The sequence below is a fragment of the uncultured Enterovirga sp. genome (genome assembly GCF_964242715.1).
Lineage (GTDB): Bacteria > Pseudomonadota > Alphaproteobacteria > Rhizobiales > Beijerinckiaceae > Enterovirga.
This window is the reverse complement of the sequence record NZ_CAXTAZ010000019.1, coordinates 62,981-78,642: the sequence shown is the minus strand read 5'-3', so window position 1 is coordinate 78,642 and position 15,662 is coordinate 62,981. Positions and strand designations below refer to the sequence as shown.

Here is a 15,662-nt window from a genome sequence, read left to right as displayed (position 1 = left end):
TCGGCATCCTGATCCTGACCTATGTGATGCTCGGCTGGGGGCTGAACATCGTGGTCGGGCTCGCGGGCCTCCTAGACCTCGGCTATGTCGCCTTCTACGCCGTCGGGGCTTATTCCTACGCCCTTCTCGCCACGACCTTCTCGCTCTCCTTCTGGATCTGCCTGCCGCTGGCCGGCATCCTGGCCGCCTTCTGGGGCATCCTCCTCGGCTTCCCGGTGCTGCGCCTCAGGGGCGACTATCTTGCCATCGTGACGCTCGCTTTCGGCGAGATCATCCGGCTGGTGCTCATCAACTGGGTCGACGTGACGGGGGGCGGCGCCGGCATCTCCTCGATCCCGCGCGTTACTTTCTTCGGCATCCCGTTCACGAATGACGAGACGGGCTTCATCGGCTGGCTCCGGTGGCTCACCGGTTGGGCCGAGGGCGTCACGGGCCATTTCGCCTGGCTGTTCGGGCCGGAGGGGCCTGTCTTCAGCCCGATGCACCGCATCCTGTTCCTCTACTACCTGATCCTCGCGCTCGCGCTCCTCACCAACTTCGTGACGCTTCGGCTCCGACGCCTGCCGATCGGGCGGGCCTGGGAGGCGCTGCGGGAGGACGAGATCGCCTGCAAGTCGCTCGGCATCAACACCACGACGACGAAGCTCACGGCCTTCGCGATCGGGGCCATGTTCGGCGGTTTCGCCGGCTCCTTCTTCGCCGTCCGCCAGGGTTTCATCAGCCCCGAAAGCTTCAACTTCCTCGAATCCGCGACGATCCTGGCCATCGTCGTCCTCGGCGGCATGGGGTCTCAGATCGGCGTCGCGATCGCGGCCATCGCCATGGTCGGCGGCCCGGAAATGCTCCGCAATCTCGAGTTCCTGAAACAGGTCTTCGGCCCAGGCTTCGACCCCAACGAGTACAGGCTTCTGCTCTTCGGCATGGCCATGGTGCTGATGATGATCTGGCGCCCGCGTGGGCTGATCTCGGTCCGCGAGCCCTCGGTCGTGCTGAAGCAGCGGCGGTCCATCTCCGGCTCCTTCGTCAAGGAAGGGCACGGCTGATGCGCGCCGCCGCAGATTCCGTGCTCGAAGTCGACCACCTGACGATGCGGTTCGGCGGGCTCGTCGCCGTGGGCGACCTCTCCTTCGCCTGCCGCCGCGGCGACATCACCGCGCTGATCGGCCCGAACGGGGCCGGCAAGACGACCGTCTTCAACTGCATCACGGGGTTCTACCGCCCGACCGAGGGCATGATGACTCTCCGTCAGCCCTCAGGCGCGACGCACCTGCTCGAGCGGCTTCCCGGGCATGACATCACCTGGAAGGCCAAGGTCGCCCGCACCTTCCAGAACATCCGGCTCTTCACCGGCATGACGGTGCTGGAGAACCTGATGGTGGCGCAGCACAACGCGCTCATGATCGCGTCGAACTACACGATCGGGGGTCTTTTCGGTCTGTCCGGCTTCGTGAAGGCCGAGAAGGACGCGGTCGCCAAGGCCGAGCGCTGGCTCGAGCGCACCGGCCTCATCGATCGGGCCGACGATCCCGCGGGCGACCTGCCGTATGGCGACCAGCGCCGGCTCGAGATCGCGCGCGCCATGTGCACCGACCCCGTCCTCCTCTGCCTCGACGAGCCGGCCGCCGGCCTGAACCCGCGCGAATCGCACGAGCTGAACGAGCTTCTCCTCTCCATTCGGGCTGAGGACGGGACCTCCCTCCTCCTGATCGAGCACGACATGTCGGTCGTGATGGAGATCTCCGATCACGTCGTCGTGCTGGATTACGGGCTGAAGATCGCCGACGGAGTCCCGGACGAGGTGAAGCGCGATCCCCGCGTCGTCGCCGCCTATCTCGGGGTCGAGGACGACGAGGTCGCGCTGGTCGAGGCGGAGGTCGGCGTATGAGCGTCGCCGGCATCAACGTCCTCGTCCCGGAGACGCGTGCGATCGCGGACGCGCCCGCCCTCCTGCAGGTGCGCGGGGTCGAGACCTATTACGGCAACATCATCGCGCTGAAGGGTGTCGATCTCGACGTGCGCGAGGGCGAGATCGTGGCCCTCGTCGGCGCGAATGGGGCCGGCAAGTCGACCCTGATGATGACGATCTGCGGCAACCCGCGCGCGCGCCGGGGCAGCATCACCTTCGCGGGCCAGGACATCACCGGGCTCTCCACGCACGGGATCGCGCGGCTCCGGATCGCGCAATCGCCAGAGGGGCGGCGCATCTTCGCCCGCATGACCGTCTACGAAAACCTGCAGATGGGAGCCTCGCTCGACGGCGGCGCCCATTTCGCTGCCGACCTCGACCGCATGCTGACCCTCTTTCCGCGCCTGAAGGAGCGGCTGCACCAGCGCGGCGGCACCATGTCCGGCGGCGAGCAGCAGATGCTCGCCATTGCCCGCGCCCTGATGGGCCGGCCGCGCCTCCTCCTCCTCGACGAGCCGTCGCTCGGCCTCGCGCCCCTGATCGTGAAGCAGATCTTCGAGGTCGTCCGCGACCTGAATGCCCGCGAGGGCATGACCGTCTTCATCGTGGAGCAGAACGCCTACCACGCGCTCAAGCTCGCACACCGAGGGTATGTCATGGTGACCGGAACGATCACCATGACGGGCACCGGCCGGGAGCTGCTGGCCAATCCCGAGGTGCAGGCGGCGTATCTCGAGGGCGGCCGGCACTGAGCCGAAGCCGTCCGTGGGCAGGACGTTCGACTGTGACCCCGCGAAGCGGCGACGACTTGCGGCCGAACGCGGCTTCGACCTGTTGGATATGGCAGCCGTATTCGACGATCCTCGGCGGCTTGATCTCGTGGACGAGCGGTTCGACTACGGAGAGCAGCGCCGGGTCGCGGTCGGCTTGGCCCTCGGAAGAATCTTCACCGTGGTGTACACGGTCCGCAACTCGGTCACTTGGCTGATTACAGCTTGGCCGGCGAGCAGGAAGGAGCGGGCCCGGTATGAGTAATCGAAGAGCAGCCCTTCCAACCTGGCCGCGCGGAGCCCAAAGCGGCGCTGCGGATCCCCGTGCGTCGATCACGGACAGGCAGCGTATCGCGGCGTGGTCGGATGACGACGTCGAGCAGATGGCCGCCTCCGACCCGGACCATCCCGCGCTCGATGAGGCATTCTGGCAGCGCGCCGCCGAGCAGATGTCGTCGGAGCGCTCGCCGGAGTTCATCGAGATCGGCGATCTCGAGCGTCTCTCAGACCTTGCGAGAGAATGGCTCCAGTCGCTGGCGCGACGGTTGCCGGATCAGCCCAGCGGAGCGAGCACAGAACGCTTGAAGGTCATAGCACTGGCCCAAGGCGCGGCGCTACACTTCTTGGATCGTCGCCATGGGGTGAAAGACTTCGATCTCTGGGCCTTTTTCGAGGAGGTTGAAGGCGAGCCGCGTTTTCCGCACCGGATGGTTTGGCACGTCGATTTCGGGCCTTCGAGGTTTGGCGCAAATCCTACCGATGAATCCCGCGGCTATCGCGGCCGGCGCATCGACGTGATGGGACGAACAATCCCTTTCGGCCCCGAGAACGACGAAGCAGGCGCAATCCGATCGTGGCTGCTAAGCGGAGCCGCGAGCGCGAGACACCTCGCGCAGCGGCCGCTGATAGCAATATTCCCCCACTCGCGATTGGGCCAAATTATCTGGCCAGCTTGAGAGGGTCTGACATGCAAGGCATCCTCTACGAAGAACCGTCGGCCTGGCTGTTCGCCCTCGTCACGATCGTGCTTGGCGGCTGGACGGCCTGGATGACCGGCAAGGCCATCGCCCAGACCTGGCGGCCGGTCTGGCACGTCCTCCTCTGGTCGGTGCCGCTTGCCTTTGCGGTCCGCTTCATCCACTTCGCGCTGTTCGAGGGCACCCTCCTCTCCTGGCGCTTCGGACTGGTCGACCTCGTCGTCGTGGCCGCGATCGCCTCGCTCGGCTATCGTCGCACCCGGACGAACCAGATGACCCGGCAATATCCGTGGCTCTACGAGCGCGCGGGTCCGCTCGCCTGGCGTGCGAAGATGCAGTGATGCCGACGTTTTCACCAGCATTGGGCCGGTGACAACGTCTCGGAAACCAGCAAGATTGCGCAAGCCGGCGCGTGCGCCGCTGCCGGGTCTCCGGCTGACGCCTTTCATCGAGGAGGATGACCATGAGAACAGGGATGCTGACCGGGCTCGCGCTCGGACTCGGCCTCGCGGTGGCGGCGCCCGCCCACGCGCAGTTGAAGATGGCCGTTGCCGGCCCGATCACCGGACCGAACGCGGCCTTCGGGGCACAGCTCAAGAACGGCGTCGAGCAGGCGGTCGAGGACATCAATGCCGCCGGCGGGATCATGGGGCAGAAGATCGTCCTGTCCATCGGGGACGACGCGTCCGACCCGAAACAGGGCGTGTCGCTCGCGAACAAATTCGCGTCCGACGGCGTGAAGCTGGTCGTCGGCCACTTCAACTCGGGCGTCTCGATCCCGGCTTCCGAGGTCTACCAGGAATCCGGCATGGTCCAGATCACGCCGGCTTCGACCAACCCGAAATTCACCGATCGCGGCATGTGGAACACCTTCCGCACCTGCGGCCGTGACGACCAGCAGGGCGCGGTCGCCGGCACCTACCTGTCCACCCATTTCAAGGGCAAGAAGGTGGCGGTCGTCCACGACAAGACACCCTACGGGAAGGGCCTCGCCGACGAGACCCAGAAGACCATGAACGCGAAGGGTTTGAAGGAAGTGGTCTACGAGGGCGTCAACACGGGCGAGAAGGATTACTCCGCGCTCGTCTCCAAGCTGAAACAGGCCAATATCGACGTCATCTATTTCGGTGGCCTCCACACCGAGGCCGGCCTGATCATCCGGCAGATGCGCGACCAGGGGCTGAAGGCGCCGATGATGTCCGGCGACGGCATCACGGACAAGGAATTCGTGCAGATCGCCGGTCCGGGCGCGGAGGGCACCTACATGACCTTCGGCCCCGACGCCCGCAAGAACCCGGAGGCCAAGGATGCGGTCGCCAAGTTCATGGCCAAGAAGATCGATCCGGAAGCCTACACCCTGTACAGCTACGCCTCCGTCCAGATCCTGAAACAGGCGGCGGAGCAGGCGAAGTCGACCGATGGCAAGAAGATCGCCGAGGTGATGAAGTCCGGGAAGGTCTTCAAGACCGTGATCGGCGACATCTCCTATGACAAGAAGGGCGACATCACCCGACCGGACTACGTGATGTATGTCTGGAAGAAGGGCGCCGACGGCAAGATCGACTATTCCGGCAACGAAGTCGGGATGTAAGAGGCGCTCCTCGCTCGCCGGGCCACCCGGCGGCGAGCGAGGACCTGCCGGTCGGCCTGCCGACCCTCGCCTTCATGACGGGCTCGCCATCGATCGGCGGGCCCGTTTTCGTTTGGGCACGTATCCAACAAAGCCCGGATCAGGTCGTCCTGGCATCCTGTGATCCCTGCTTCCCGGGATGCCCTGATCACAGCGGATTGCGCGGGCGTCCGGCCTGAGCTTGTGTCGCCCGATGAACGCTACCCTCAACCTCATCACGGACGTCCCCGGGATCCGGGTCGGCCATGCCGACGATCCGGTCCTCGCGAGCGGCGTCACCGTTCTCCTGTTCGACGAACCCTGCGTCGCCGCGGTCACGCTCCCGGGTGGCGCCCCGGGCGGCCGCGACACGGCGCTGCTCGACCCGGAGATGACCGTGGAGGCCGTGGACGCGATCGCGCTGTCCGGAGGCTCGGCCTTCGGGCTCGACGCGGCCTCGGGCGTCCAGGCCTGGCTGCGCGAGTGCGGGCGCGGCTTCATCATCCGGGGCATGAGCGTGCCGCTCGTCCCCCAGGCCATCTGTTTCGACCTCCTCAATGGCGGCGACAAGGATTGGGGGGTCTACCCACCCTACCGTGAACTCGCATACCGGGCCTGCGACGCCGCGGAGAAGGGTTTCGCGCTCGGCACCGCTGGGGCCGGTTTCGGCGCCACCACCGTCGACCTGAAGGGCGGGATCGGCTCGGCCAGTGCGGTCACACCCGCAGGCTTTCGGGTGGGAGCCCTCGCGGTCGTGAACAGCATCGGGTCGGCCATCGTCGGCGGCGGGCCGCATTTCTGGGCCGCGCCCTGGGAGCAGGACGCCGAATTCGGGGGCCTCGGGTCAAAACTTCGTCTCGACCCCGACGACCTTCGCCTGGTCTGGAAGGGCGGACCGGGTCTCGGGACGACGCTCGCCGTGGTCGCGACCGATGCGCGATTGACGAAGGCGCAGGCCAAGCGGGTCGCGACCATGGCCGAGGCGGGGCTTGCGCGTGCTCTCCGCCTGACCTTCGCTCCCCTCGACGGCGACACGGTCTTCGCCGTCGCGACCGGCCGGGGGCAGGTTGCGGACACCCCGTCCGCGCTGACAGAGATCGGAGCCGTCGCTGCGGATTGCCTGACGCGGGCCATTGCCAGGGGCGTCTTCGAGGCTCGGCCCCTTGGGACGGAGAACTCTCACCCGAGCTGGCGCGATATGTTTGCACGGACAGCGAATTAAGCTGCAGGCCGAACGTTGTTTCTGAACATGGGACCGGACTGCCCTCCCCCCATTCATCGTAACGAATTCAATGGCTTGTGACCGGACGCTGAGAGGCTGAGCCACGTCCCTCTCTTTGCACGTGAGATCGTCGGCCTGCCACGTGAAGCAGCTCACGCGTCAGGCGATCTGGACCTCGTAAGTCGTTGCTACATTCCAATAAGGATTTTTCAACTTACGCCACCGATCAGATCAGGTGCAACAGCCTACCCCGGATTCTCCAGCCATCAGCTTCGAGCTCCCGCCAGACCGCCAGCCGCAAATAGCAAGGTTGAAGAGCTTAGACCTCAGCCAGGAACAGCGCTCGAACTGCCTGGCTTCGCCGATCCGTGCTCCCGTCCTCCCGCCTTTCCGGTCCGTCCTGTGATCCCGGGATCATCCCGTCACGGCAGAACCGGATGCCGTGATCCGGTTCTGCAGGAGGACGGTTAACGACCGGTAAACTCGCGGCGCATTGCTCCTCGGCGGGCAGGGTGATACCGGCCCTCCATGCCCGCAATCCCAGGCCTTCTCATCGCGCCGTCGATCCTTGCCGCCGATTTTGGTCGCCTGACTGAGGAGGTGCGGGACGTCGATGCGGCCGGCGCGGACTGGATCCATCTCGATGTGATGGATGGCCATTTCGTCCCGAACATCAGTTTCGGGCCGGACATCGTGAAGGCCGTTCGGGCCGTCACGGCGAAGCCCCTCGACGTGCATCTGATGATCGCCCCGGCGGATCCCTATCTCGCGGCCTTCGCCGAAGCCGGCGCCGACGTGATCACGGTCCACGCCGAGGCGGGCCCGCATCTGCACCGGTCGCTCCAGGTCATCCGTGCCCTCGGAAAGCGGGCCGGCATGGCGATCAATCCGGGCACGTCGGAGACGGCCGTGGAGCCGGTCCTCGACCTCGTCGACCTCGTTCTCGTGATGACGGTCAATCCCGGTTTCGGCGGCCAGGCCTTCATCGAGGGGACGCTCGAGAAGGTCCGCCGCATTCGGGCGATGACGGCGGGACGCGAGATCCTGATCGAGGTGGACGGCGGCATCACGGCCGAGACCGCGTCGCTCGCGACCCGTGCCGGCGCCGACGTCCTGGTCGCCGGGTCCGCCGTCTTTCGAGGAGGCCCGGGCAGCTATAGCCGGGCGATCGAGGCGATCCGTGGCGCGGCCGACCCGGCCGCCGGCCGCTGGGTCTAAGGATGACGATATGATCCCCCGCTATAGCCGGCCCGAGATGGTCGCGATCTGGTCACCCGAGACCCGGTTCCGGATCTGGTTCGAGATCGAGGCGCATGCGACCTCGGCCCTCGCCGAACTCGGGGTGGTGCCGAAGGAGGCCGCCGACACCGTCTGGGCGCGCGGCCGCGGCGCCGTCTTCGACGTCGCCCGGATCGACGAGATCGAGCGCGTCACGAAACACGACGTCATCGCCTTCCTGACCCATCTCGCCGAGATCGTCGGGCCGGAGGCGCGCTTCGTCCACCAGGGCATGACCTCGTCGGACGTGCTCGACACCTGCCTCTCGGTCCAGCTCGCCCGGGCGGCCGACCTTCTCATCGCCGATGTCGACGCGCTGCTCGATGCCTTGAAGCGTCGCGCCTTCGAGCACCGGATGACGCCGACCATCGGGCGTTCGCACGGCATCCATGCCGAGCCCGTCACCTTCGGGCTCAAGCTCGCGGGCTTCCATGCCGAGTTCCAGCGCGCCCGCGCCCGGCTCGTCGCGGCCCGGGCCGAGATCGCGACCTGCGCCATCTCGGGTGCGGTCGGCACCTTCGCCAATATTGACCCGCGGGTCGAAGCTTACGTGGCGGAGAAGATGGGCCTCGCGGTCGAGCCCGTCTCGACCCAGGTCATCCCACGCGACCGCCATGCCATGTTCTTCGCGACGCTCGGCGTGGTCGCCTCCTCCGTCGAGCGGCTCGCGATCGAGATCCGCCACCTGCAGCGCTCGGAGGTCTACGAGGCCGAGGAGTTCTTCTCCGAGGGCCAGAAGGGCTCCTCGGCCATGCCGCACAAGCGGAACCCGGTCCTCACCGAGAACCTCACCGGCCTCGCCCGCATGGTCCGCGCCTATGCCATGCCGGCGATGGAGAACGTCGCCCTCTGGCACGAGCGCGACATCTCGCATTCGTCCGTCGAGCGGATGATCGGGCCGGACGCAACCGTGACGCTCGATTTCGCCCTCGTCCGTATCACTGGCGTGGTCGACAAGCTCCTCGTCTATCCGGACAACATGCAACGCAATCTCGACCGGCTCGGCGGCCTCGTCCATTCCCAGCGCGTGCTGCTCGCCCTCACCCAGAAGGGCGTCAGCCGGGAGGATTCCTATCGCTTGGTGCAGCGCAACGCGATGCCGGTCTGGCGCGGCGAGGGCGACTTCCTCACCCTCCTCAAGGCGGACCCCGAGGTCCGCGCCTCGCTCGACGAGGCGGAGCTCGAAAGCCTGTTCGACCTCGGCTACCACCTGACACATGTCGACACGATCTTCGGCCGGGTGTTCGGGACCGCCTGAAAAGGCTCCTCGCCACCGGCGTCGCCTTCGGTCACCGGCCGGAATGACGAGACGGCCGTGGCCCTGATTCACGGCGACGGGCGCGGCCTCCGCTTTGCCCGGAAAGCCCCGAAGAGGGTAGGGTCCGGCGCGCGGCTACCCGGCGGAAGCCGCGCCCCGATCGTCAGCCCGAGCGACTTGGACCTGATCCCGACATGGACCAGACTCAGAAGATCGCCATCGGCAGCATCGGCGTCGCGATCGTGGTGCTGGCGCTGAAATACGCGGCCTACGCGGTGACCGGCAGCGTCGCGCTCTATTCGGATGCGCTGGAGAGCGTCATCAACGTCGTGACCTCGATGGTCGCCCTGTACGCGATCCGGGTCAGCCTGCAGCCGGCCGATGCCAAGCACCCCTACGGACATGCCAAGGCGGAATACTTCTCGGCCGTGCTCGAGGGCGTTCTGATCGTGGTCGCGGCGCTGCTGATCCTGCGGGAGGCCTATCTCGCCTACCTCACCCCGCGCTCCTTCGATCAGCCGGCCCTCGGCCTCGCCATCAACGCCACCGCGTCGGTCATCAACGCGGCCTGGGCCTGGGTGCTGCTGCGACACGGGCGGCGCGTCCGGTCGCACGCGCTGCTGGCGGACGGACGCCACCTCGTGGCCGACGTCCTGACCTCGATCGGCGTGGCGGCCGGCCTCGCTGCGGCGGCCCTGACCGGGATCGCCATTCTCGACCCCGCGCTGGCTGCGCTCGTGGCGCTCAACATCCTCTGGTCGGGCTGGCGGGTGATCACGGAATCGCTGGGCGGGCTGATGGACGAGGCCGCCCCGGACGAAACCCTCTCACGGATCCGCGACCTGATCTCGATCCATGCCGAGGGAGCGATCGAGGCGCACGACCTCAGGACCCGACATGCCGGGCGGCTCACCTTCGTCGACTTCCACCTCGTCGTGCCGGGCCACCTCACGGTGGCGGACGCCCATGCCATCTGCGACCAGGTCGAGCGGGCGCTGAAAAGCGAGATGGAGGGCGCTCACGTCACCATCCATGTCGAGCCGGAGGACAAGGCCAAGCATTCCGGCATCGTGGTGCTCTAGGCGAGCCTAGCGGCCGAGACACAAAAAAGGCCGGGCCGCCCGTGGCGGCCCAGCCGAACCCGACGCCTCGGCGTCGGTGTCAGTCCTGGTTCGGGCGGAAGGCCGCGCCGGCCTGATCGGCCGCGGAGCGGGTCGCGGCCGCCGCATCGGTAGCCGCGGCCTGGGCCTGCGTCGTCGCGTGGCGAGCGACGCTCTGGGCGATTTCGCCCAGTTCCTTCATCTGGGTCTGCATCGCCGCGAATTGCGTACGGGCGAATTCAGCCTGCAGCTTCATGGCCTCCTGCATGTCGGCGGCGCGAACGAGGCGCTGAGCATGGTCGAAGGCGGCCGAGATATTCTGCTCCGCATAGGAGAGCGTCTTGCGGGTCGCGTCGGACGCGCTCGACTGCATCGTGTTGGTCGAACCCTGCAGCGTGTCGACGGCCTTGTTGGCCGCGCCGAGGAAGCCGTCGAAGGCCTTCCGAGCCTGGTCGACGCTCTTCTCGGCGAAGTCCCGCATCTCGGTCGGAACTTCGTATTTCATGCCTGTCGCCTCTGCCACGTCATCCTCCTAGCTTGCCGTCTTGTGCACTGCAACATAGACCATGGCGCGCGATTGGGCAACCCGGTCCCGCCGGATTAACGTTACGGGAAAGTAAATGGGTCCGCCGCAATCCGGGCCTCAATTTCCAGGATAGGATTGGCGTTCTCGGAGCTGACAAGAGGCAAGGCATGGACCCCAAGACGGGGATCTGGGAGAGAGCGGTCGCGGCCTTGGCCGGCGAGCCCGGCGCTGACCGGATCGCAGGGCCGGATTCGCGACTGTTCGTCTGGAGCCTGGACGGCGATCGGCTGCTGTGGCGCTCGCACCGGGCTGCCCAGCATCCCCTCTGGACCGGCCAGGACGTCCTTGCTCCCGCCGACCGTCAACGGCTGCGCGCTCTGGGCCGGGGCCTGGCCTCGCGCCGGGCCTTCAGGCTCGAGCGCTGGCGTCTGAGGGGGAACCGCCTGGGCCTGCCGTTGACGCTCGCCTGCCGCATCGTCGAGGCGGAAGGCCAGGAGGCGCTGCTGACGGCCGTGCTGGAGGGTCCCTCGTCTCAGGGCGGCCCCGATCCGGTTCCGGAGGCGACCGCCGCAGCCGAAATATCCACGCAGTCCGTCGAGCCCGCCCCGCTCGCGCCGGAGCCGGAGCCGGCACCCGAGCTTCCCCGTGGCCGCTCCCGCAGCCGGCGCTTCGTGTGGCTGATGGACGAGGAGGGACGCTTCCTCGAGGTCTCGCCCGGCCTTGCGGAAAGCGTGGGACCGACGGCGGGACGGATCGAGGGACGGCTGTGGCGGCGGCTGACGGGGCCTATCGTGATCGACGAGCACGAGTCCATCGCCCGCCATCTCGCGGACCGTACGGGCTGGACTCGATCTCCCGTGCTCTGGCGCGACGTCGAGCAGGACCGCGTCCTCGTGGCCGAATTGAGCGGAGCGCCCGTGCTGACGGCTCAGGGCGAAGTCACCGGCTTTCGCGGCTTCGGCCTCGCCTATCCGGACGAGGCCACGCCCATGGTGGCCGGCCTGTTCTCGGACCTGGCGACGCTCGACGAGGACGAGGAGGAGCCCTCCCCCGCTCAGGACACGGCTCCCGCCGAAGACAGTGTCGCGCCGCTCGAAGCCGGTCCGGTTGCGGCCGAGCCGACCCGGCACCAGCTTACGGGCCTGGATCAGGCCCTAAACGCGGCCGCCGCCCTGACGGGCTCCGCAGGCGAGACCGTGTTCGGCGTGCTCCGGGCCCTGTTCAACCCGCCCTTCGGGGCCGCCCATGCCGACAGCCCGTCGGGCAAGGCCGAGCGGGACACGCCTCCAGCCGCAGCCGAGCCGCCGGATGTGGCGCCCGAGCCGCCGCCCTCCGGTGGCCAGTCTCCGGCCGGGCCCGGCGGGCTCTCGCCCGACGAGAGCGGAGCTTTGCACGAGATCGCCCGTGCGCTGGGCTCCATCGGCGAGACGGACGAGCCCGCCTCGCCGCCACGTCCCACCGCCGAGATCGTGGCGCTGCCGACACGGCCGCGTCCCTTGGAGGCGGCCCGCATCCTCGACCGTCTACCGGTCGCCGCGATGGTGCTCCGGGACGAGACGCCGATCTTTGCCAATCGTCCCCTGCTCGCTCTCGCCGGCCATGACGACCTGCCCGCATGGGTGGCGCATGGCGGCGTGACGGCCCTTCTCGGCCGGCAGCTCGACGGCCTGCCGGATGACGGGTCGCCGACCCTCGTCACGCTTGCGGGCAGCGGTCCCGGGATCGCCAGGGTCGAGGCCCATCGGGCGGAGATCGTCTGGGGCGACGCGCCCGCGACCCTGCTCTGCCTGCTCGCCATTCCGGAAAGTGGGGCGGATCAACCTCGCGAGACGCTGCGGCTGGAGCGCGATGCCGCCCGGCATAGGGCCGGCGAGCTCCAGGCCAGCCTCGAATTCGCGGCCGACGGGCTGCTGACCCTCGACCCGGCCGGCCGCATCCTGTCGGTGAACGGCGCCGCCGAGCGCCTCTTCGGTTATGCCGCGAACGAGATCGTGGGGGAGGTCGTGACGACGCTGATCACCCCCGAGGATCACCGGACCGCCCTCGCCTGCCTCGAACGGGTGGCGGGCGGCGATTCCGGCCCGGCCGGCCGGGAATTCGAGGCGCGCGGCCGCTTGCGGGACGGGATAGCGCGGCCCCTTTCCGTCCGGGCCGGGATGGTGGCGGGATCGGACGGGCCGATCTACGTCCTCGCCTTCCACGACCTGTCGCGGTTCAAACAGGTCGAGGACGAGCTGCGCGAGGCGCGCGGCGTCGCCGAACGGGCCGGTGCGAACCGGGCCGATTTCCTGGCCCGGATCAGCCACGAGATCCGCACGCCGCTGACCGCGATCACAGGGTTCGCGGAACTGATGCTGGAGGAGCGTTTCGGGCCGCTCGGCAGCGAGCGCTACCGCGGCTACATGCGCGACATTTACGCCTCTGGCGGGCACGTCGTCAGCCTCGTCAACGACCTCCTCGACCTCGCCAAGGCGAGTTCCGGCCAGATCGATCTCGAACCCGAGAATCTCGACCTGAACGAGATCGTGCAGCAATGCGTAGCGCTGTCGGCCCCGCTCGCCGGGCGGGAGAGGACGATCCTGCGCACGAGCTTCGACCCGGCCCTTCCGCCGGTTCGCGCGGACGAGCGGGCCGTGCGGCAGATCGTGCTGAACGTGCTCTCGAACGCGATCCGCTTCACCGGCGCCGGCGGGCAGGTCATCGTGTCGACCGCCTCGGCCGGGCCGGGCGACGTGCGCCTGAGCGTGCGGGATACCGGACCCGGCATGAGCGAGGTCGAGATCGAGGCCGCGCTCACGCCTTTCCGTCAGGTCGCGGCCACCCGCCGGACGGACGGGACGGGCCTCGGCCTGCCGCTCTCGAAGGCCCTGGTGGAAGCGAATGGCGGCGTCTTCAGCATCACGAGCGGCCGCGACAGGGGAACCCTGATCGCGGTCCACCTTCCGGCGGCGCCAGCTCAGGCCGTCGCGGCGGAATAGCCGCGCCGGGCCGGGGTGGCGGGGCGGCCGGCCGTGCCCATATCGGGCAGATGACCCTGTTCGAGGCGGAGACGGCGATCCATCTGCCGGACCCCCATACGGCGACGGTCCGGCCGCTCGAAGCGACGGACGAGGCGCTCTATCCGGATTTCCTGGCGCATGTGTCCGCCGAGGATCGGCGCTTTCGCTTCTTCAGCGCGGCCGAGCTGACGGCGCGGCAGATCTTCGACTTCACCCATTACGACCCGGCCGGCGCGATCGCGCTCGTGGCGGAGAGCGTCCCGGAGGGAGCCATCCTCGGGGTCGCCCGCCTGCACCGGCTGTCCGGCCGGCAAAGCCGGCAGGGCGAGTTTGCCGTCCTCGTGCGATCGGACCTCAAGGGTCAGGGGCTCGGTCGTGCCCTGATGGAGGAGCTTTTCGTGCGGGCCGGATCCATCGGCGTGGACGCCATCCACGGCCTCGTTCTCAGCGAGAACGTGGGCATGCTGCGCTTCGCTCAGGACCTCGGTTTCGACCTCACGCCGGACCCGGACGATCCGGCGCTCGTTCAGGCCCGGGCGAAGGTCGGCCGGCTGGCCGGCCCGGGCTGAGGGCGGCTCAGTGGCCGGTTTCGTCGGCGAACCGGCTGGCCTCGAACAGGAACCAGGTCCGGCGCTCGGTCTCGTCGATGAAGTTCTCGAGGAGACTGGCGGTCGCGACGTCGTCATGCTCGTCGCAGACTTCGTGCGCGTCCCGCATGGATTTCGCCATCGCCTTGTTGTCGGAGACGAGCTCGCGCAGCATGTCGAGCGGCGTCACGTATTCGGCATCGTTGTCCTTCACCCGCGTCATGCCGCTGATCTGGCCGACCGACCTCAGGGTTTTGCCGCTGATCTTCCGGACACGCTCGGCGAGCGGGTCGATGGTCGCGAAGATCTGGTCGCTCTGCTCGTCGAGCATCAGGTGGTAATCGCGGAAATGCGGTCCGGAGATGTGCCAGTGGAAGTTCTTCGTCTTCACGTAGAGCGCGAAGGCGTCGGCCACGAGCCCGTTCACCGCCTGCGAGACGTCGTTCACGGCCTCGGGCGAGAGGTCGGTGGGCGTCTCGAGATTCGAGCGGCCTGGGCCGGGTTGCGGTTTCGCGGGCTTCGCCATGTCGCATCTCTCCTGTCTGGAGCGGCGTGAACGAGGCGAAGGCCGCCTCGTTCCATCGCCGTTCGGATCAATGCTCGTCGTCGAGCTTGCCGATATGCCTCTGCGAATACAGCGCGAGCCCGAGCTGCTCGATCAGGTTCAGCTGCGTCTCGAGGAAGTCGATATGGCCTTCCTCGTCCGTCGCGAGCTCCTCGAACAGGATCTTCGAGACGCGATCGTTGACGCTCTCGCAATATTTCGCGGCTTCGAGGTAGAGCAACCGGGCCTCATGCTCCGCCGCGAGATCGCATTCGATGATCTCCTTCACGGTCTGGCCGATGCGGAGCGGATCGAGGACCTGCAGGTTTGCGAAGCCGTCCAGGAAGATGATCCGCTCGACGAACTTGTCGGCGTGGTTCATCTCCTCGATGGATTCCTTGCGCCACGTCTTGGCGAGGTCCTTGTAGCCCCAATCGTCCAGGATGCGGAAATGAAGCCAGTATTGGCTGACCGCGGTGAGCTCGCTGCGGAGCCCGCGATTCAAATACTCGATAACCTTGGCGTCGCCCTTCATCACATCCTCGTTCGATCTCAAGGATGCGATGTAGGGCGGGCGCTGCCCGATGTCCAGCTAGTTTAGAACCGTTTCAAGGAGACTGTCGGCCGCCGTATGCGCATGCTCGCCCGCATGGGAAAGCGGACACCCGCCGCAGGCATGGTCTGCGGCCTGGAGGGCGGCGTCCATGATGGCCCGGATCGAGCGGGCGCACCTGCCGCAATTCGGGCTGCAGCCGAGGCAGCGATAGACCTGGGCCGGGGTCCGAGGACAGGCGGGGCTGTCGCGAAGGCAGGCCTTCACGTCACCATCGGACAGGACGTTGCAGGAGCAGACGATCATGGGCGCAGTTTAGAAGAACTCTAAAGC

General features: G+C 67.6%; 17 protein-coding genes. 13 read left to right on the top strand and 4 right to left on the bottom strand.

Annotated features, from left to right (window positions below; genetic code table 11):
* The 11 genes from livM to ACFE87_RS11715 all read left to right on the top strand — a co-directional run.
* On the top strand, positions 1 to 1,043 hold a 1,043-nt coding region (gene livM, locus ACFE87_RS11765), incomplete at its 5' end, for a high-affinity branched-chain amino acid ABC transporter permease LivM (protein WP_375459820.1).
* Positions 1,043 to 1,885: an ABC transporter ATP-binding protein gene (locus ACFE87_RS11760; protein WP_375459819.1), complete on the top strand. Its 843-nt coding sequence runs from the start codon at positions 1,043 to 1,045 to the stop codon at positions 1,883 to 1,885. The genes livM and ACFE87_RS11760, both read left to right, overlap by 1 nt.
* Complete coding sequence (locus ACFE87_RS11755) at positions 1,882 to 2,658, top strand: ABC transporter ATP-binding protein (protein WP_375459818.1); 777 nt, start codon at positions 1,882 to 1,884, stop codon at positions 2,656 to 2,658. Before ACFE87_RS11760 ends, ACFE87_RS11755 begins: the two co-directional genes overlap by 4 nt.
* Positions 2,659 to 2,671: 13 nt before the next feature.
* The gene (locus tag ACFE87_RS11750) at positions 2,672 to 2,941 is read left to right on the top strand and encodes a BrnT family toxin (RefSeq protein WP_375459817.1); all 270 of its coding nucleotides are present in this window, start codon (positions 2,672 to 2,674) and stop codon (positions 2,939 to 2,941) included.
* Positions 2,942 to 3,059: 118 nt separating this feature from the next.
* Positions 3,060 to 3,632 (top strand): hypothetical protein, encoded by a 573-nt coding sequence (locus tag ACFE87_RS11745; protein WP_375459816.1) that lies wholly within the window; start codon positions 3,060 to 3,062, stop codon positions 3,630 to 3,632.
* Positions 3,633 to 3,643: 11 nt separating this feature from the next.
* On the top strand, positions 3,644 to 3,994 hold the full coding sequence (locus tag ACFE87_RS11740) for a DUF6867 family protein (protein ID WP_375459815.1): 351 nt from the start codon (positions 3,644 to 3,646) through the stop codon (positions 3,992 to 3,994).
* Positions 3,995 to 4,116: 122 nt separating this feature from the next.
* Entirely contained in the window at positions 4,117 to 5,244 is a 1,128-nt protein-coding gene (locus ACFE87_RS11735) for a branched-chain amino acid ABC transporter substrate-binding protein (protein WP_375459814.1), read from the top strand.
* A 232-nt stretch (positions 5,245 to 5,476) separates the two neighbouring features.
* Positions 5,477 to 6,484, top strand: a complete 1,008-nt coding sequence (locus ACFE87_RS11730; RefSeq protein WP_375459813.1) for a P1 family peptidase — start codon at positions 5,477 to 5,479, stop codon at positions 6,482 to 6,484.
* 528 nt (positions 6,485 to 7,012) lie between these two features.
* Entirely contained in the window at positions 7,013 to 7,702 is a 690-nt protein-coding gene (gene rpe / locus ACFE87_RS11725; RefSeq protein WP_375459812.1) for a ribulose-phosphate 3-epimerase, read from the top strand.
* A 10-nt stretch (positions 7,703 to 7,712) separates the two neighbouring features.
* Complete coding sequence (gene purB / locus ACFE87_RS11720; protein ID WP_375459811.1) at positions 7,713 to 9,020, top strand: adenylosuccinate lyase; 1,308 nt, start codon at positions 7,713 to 7,715, stop codon at positions 9,018 to 9,020.
* 194 nt (positions 9,021 to 9,214) lie between these two features.
* Positions 9,215 to 10,102: a cation diffusion facilitator family transporter gene (locus tag ACFE87_RS11715; protein ID WP_375459810.1), complete on the top strand. Its 888-nt coding sequence runs from the start codon at positions 9,215 to 9,217 to the stop codon at positions 10,100 to 10,102.
* Between the two features lie 79 nt (positions 10,103 to 10,181).
* Here the strand turns inward: ACFE87_RS11715 and ACFE87_RS11710 are convergent, their stop codons facing one another.
* Positions 10,182 to 10,643 carry a phasin gene (locus tag ACFE87_RS11710; protein WP_375459809.1) on the bottom strand — a complete coding sequence of 154 codons (462 nt, stop codon included), beginning with the start codon at positions 10,641 to 10,643 and terminating at the stop codon, positions 10,182 to 10,184.
* Positions 10,644 to 10,813: 170 nt separating this feature from the next.
* On the opposite strand from ACFE87_RS11710, the gene ACFE87_RS11705 reads away from it, so the two are divergent.
* Both ACFE87_RS11705 and ACFE87_RS11700 read left to right on the top strand, forming a co-directional pair.
* Positions 10,814 to 13,624: an ATP-binding protein gene (locus tag ACFE87_RS11705; protein WP_375459808.1), complete on the top strand. Its 2,811-nt coding sequence runs from the start codon at positions 10,814 to 10,816 to the stop codon at positions 13,622 to 13,624.
* A gap of 50 nt (positions 13,625 to 13,674) precedes the next feature.
* Complete coding sequence (locus tag ACFE87_RS11700; protein ID WP_375459807.1) at positions 13,675 to 14,214, top strand: GNAT family N-acetyltransferase; 540 nt, start codon at positions 13,675 to 13,677, stop codon at positions 14,212 to 14,214.
* A 7-nt stretch (positions 14,215 to 14,221) separates the two neighbouring features.
* On the opposite strand, the gene ACFE87_RS11695 is transcribed toward ACFE87_RS11700, so the two are convergent.
* The 3 genes from ACFE87_RS11695 to ACFE87_RS11685 form a co-directional block, all read right to left on the bottom strand.
* Positions 14,222 to 14,758, bottom strand: a complete 537-nt coding sequence (locus ACFE87_RS11695; protein WP_375459806.1) for a Dps family protein — start codon at positions 14,756 to 14,758, stop codon at positions 14,222 to 14,224.
* Positions 14,759 to 14,825: 67 nt separating this feature from the next.
* Positions 14,826 to 15,311, bottom strand: coding sequence for a bacterioferritin (bfr, locus tag ACFE87_RS11690; RefSeq protein WP_375459805.1), 486 nt, complete (start codon positions 15,309 to 15,311; stop codon positions 14,826 to 14,828).
* Between the two features lie 57 nt (positions 15,312 to 15,368).
* A complete protein-coding gene (locus ACFE87_RS11685; RefSeq protein WP_375459804.1) occupies positions 15,369 to 15,635 on the bottom strand; it encodes a bacterioferritin-associated ferredoxin in 267 nt (88 codons plus the stop codon).
* Between the last annotated feature and the right edge of the window lie 27 nt (positions 15,636 to 15,662).

What these genes read in the sequence shown, in the direction of transcription:
- ACFE87_RS11760 (WP_375459819.1), top strand. Translation starts at nt 1,043, where the DNA reads ATGCGCGCCGCCGCAGATTCCGTGCTCGAAGTCGACCACCTGACGATG.
- ACFE87_RS11755 (WP_375459818.1), top strand. Translation starts at nt 1,882, where the DNA reads ATGAGCGTCGCCGGCATCAACGTCCTCGTCCCGGAGACGCGTGCGATC.
- ACFE87_RS11745 (WP_375459816.1), top strand. Translation starts at nt 3,060, where the DNA reads ATGGCCGCCTCCGACCCGGACCATCCCGCGCTCGATGAGGCATTCTGG.
- ACFE87_RS11740 (WP_375459815.1), top strand. Translation starts at nt 3,644, where the DNA reads ATGCAAGGCATCCTCTACGAAGAACCGTCGGCCTGGCTGTTCGCCCTC.
- ACFE87_RS11735 (WP_375459814.1), top strand. Translation starts at nt 4,117, where the DNA reads ATGAGAACAGGGATGCTGACCGGGCTCGCGCTCGGACTCGGCCTCGCG.
- ACFE87_RS11730 (WP_375459813.1), top strand. Translation starts at nt 5,477, where the DNA reads ATGAACGCTACCCTCAACCTCATCACGGACGTCCCCGGGATCCGGGTC.
- rpe (WP_375459812.1), top strand. Translation starts at nt 7,013, where the DNA reads ATGCCCGCAATCCCAGGCCTTCTCATCGCGCCGTCGATCCTTGCCGCC.
- purB (WP_375459811.1), top strand. Translation starts at nt 7,713, where the DNA reads ATGATCCCCCGCTATAGCCGGCCCGAGATGGTCGCGATCTGGTCACCC.
- ACFE87_RS11715 (WP_375459810.1), top strand. Translation starts at nt 9,215, where the DNA reads ATGGACCAGACTCAGAAGATCGCCATCGGCAGCATCGGCGTCGCGATC.
- ACFE87_RS11705 (WP_375459808.1), top strand. Translation starts at nt 10,814, where the DNA reads ATGGACCCCAAGACGGGGATCTGGGAGAGAGCGGTCGCGGCCTTGGCC.
- ACFE87_RS11700 (WP_375459807.1), top strand. Translation starts at nt 13,675, where the DNA reads ATGACCCTGTTCGAGGCGGAGACGGCGATCCATCTGCCGGACCCCCAT.
- ACFE87_RS11695 (WP_375459806.1), bottom strand. Translation starts at nt 14,758, where the DNA reads ATGGCGAAGCCCGCGAAACCGCAACCCGGCCCAGGCCGCTCGAATCTC.
- bfr (WP_375459805.1), bottom strand. Translation starts at nt 15,311, where the DNA reads ATGAAGGGCGACGCCAAGGTTATCGAGTATTTGAATCGCGGGCTCCGC.
- ACFE87_RS11685 (WP_375459804.1), bottom strand. Translation starts at nt 15,635, where the DNA reads ATGATCGTCTGCTCCTGCAACGTCCTGTCCGATGGTGACGTGAAGGCC.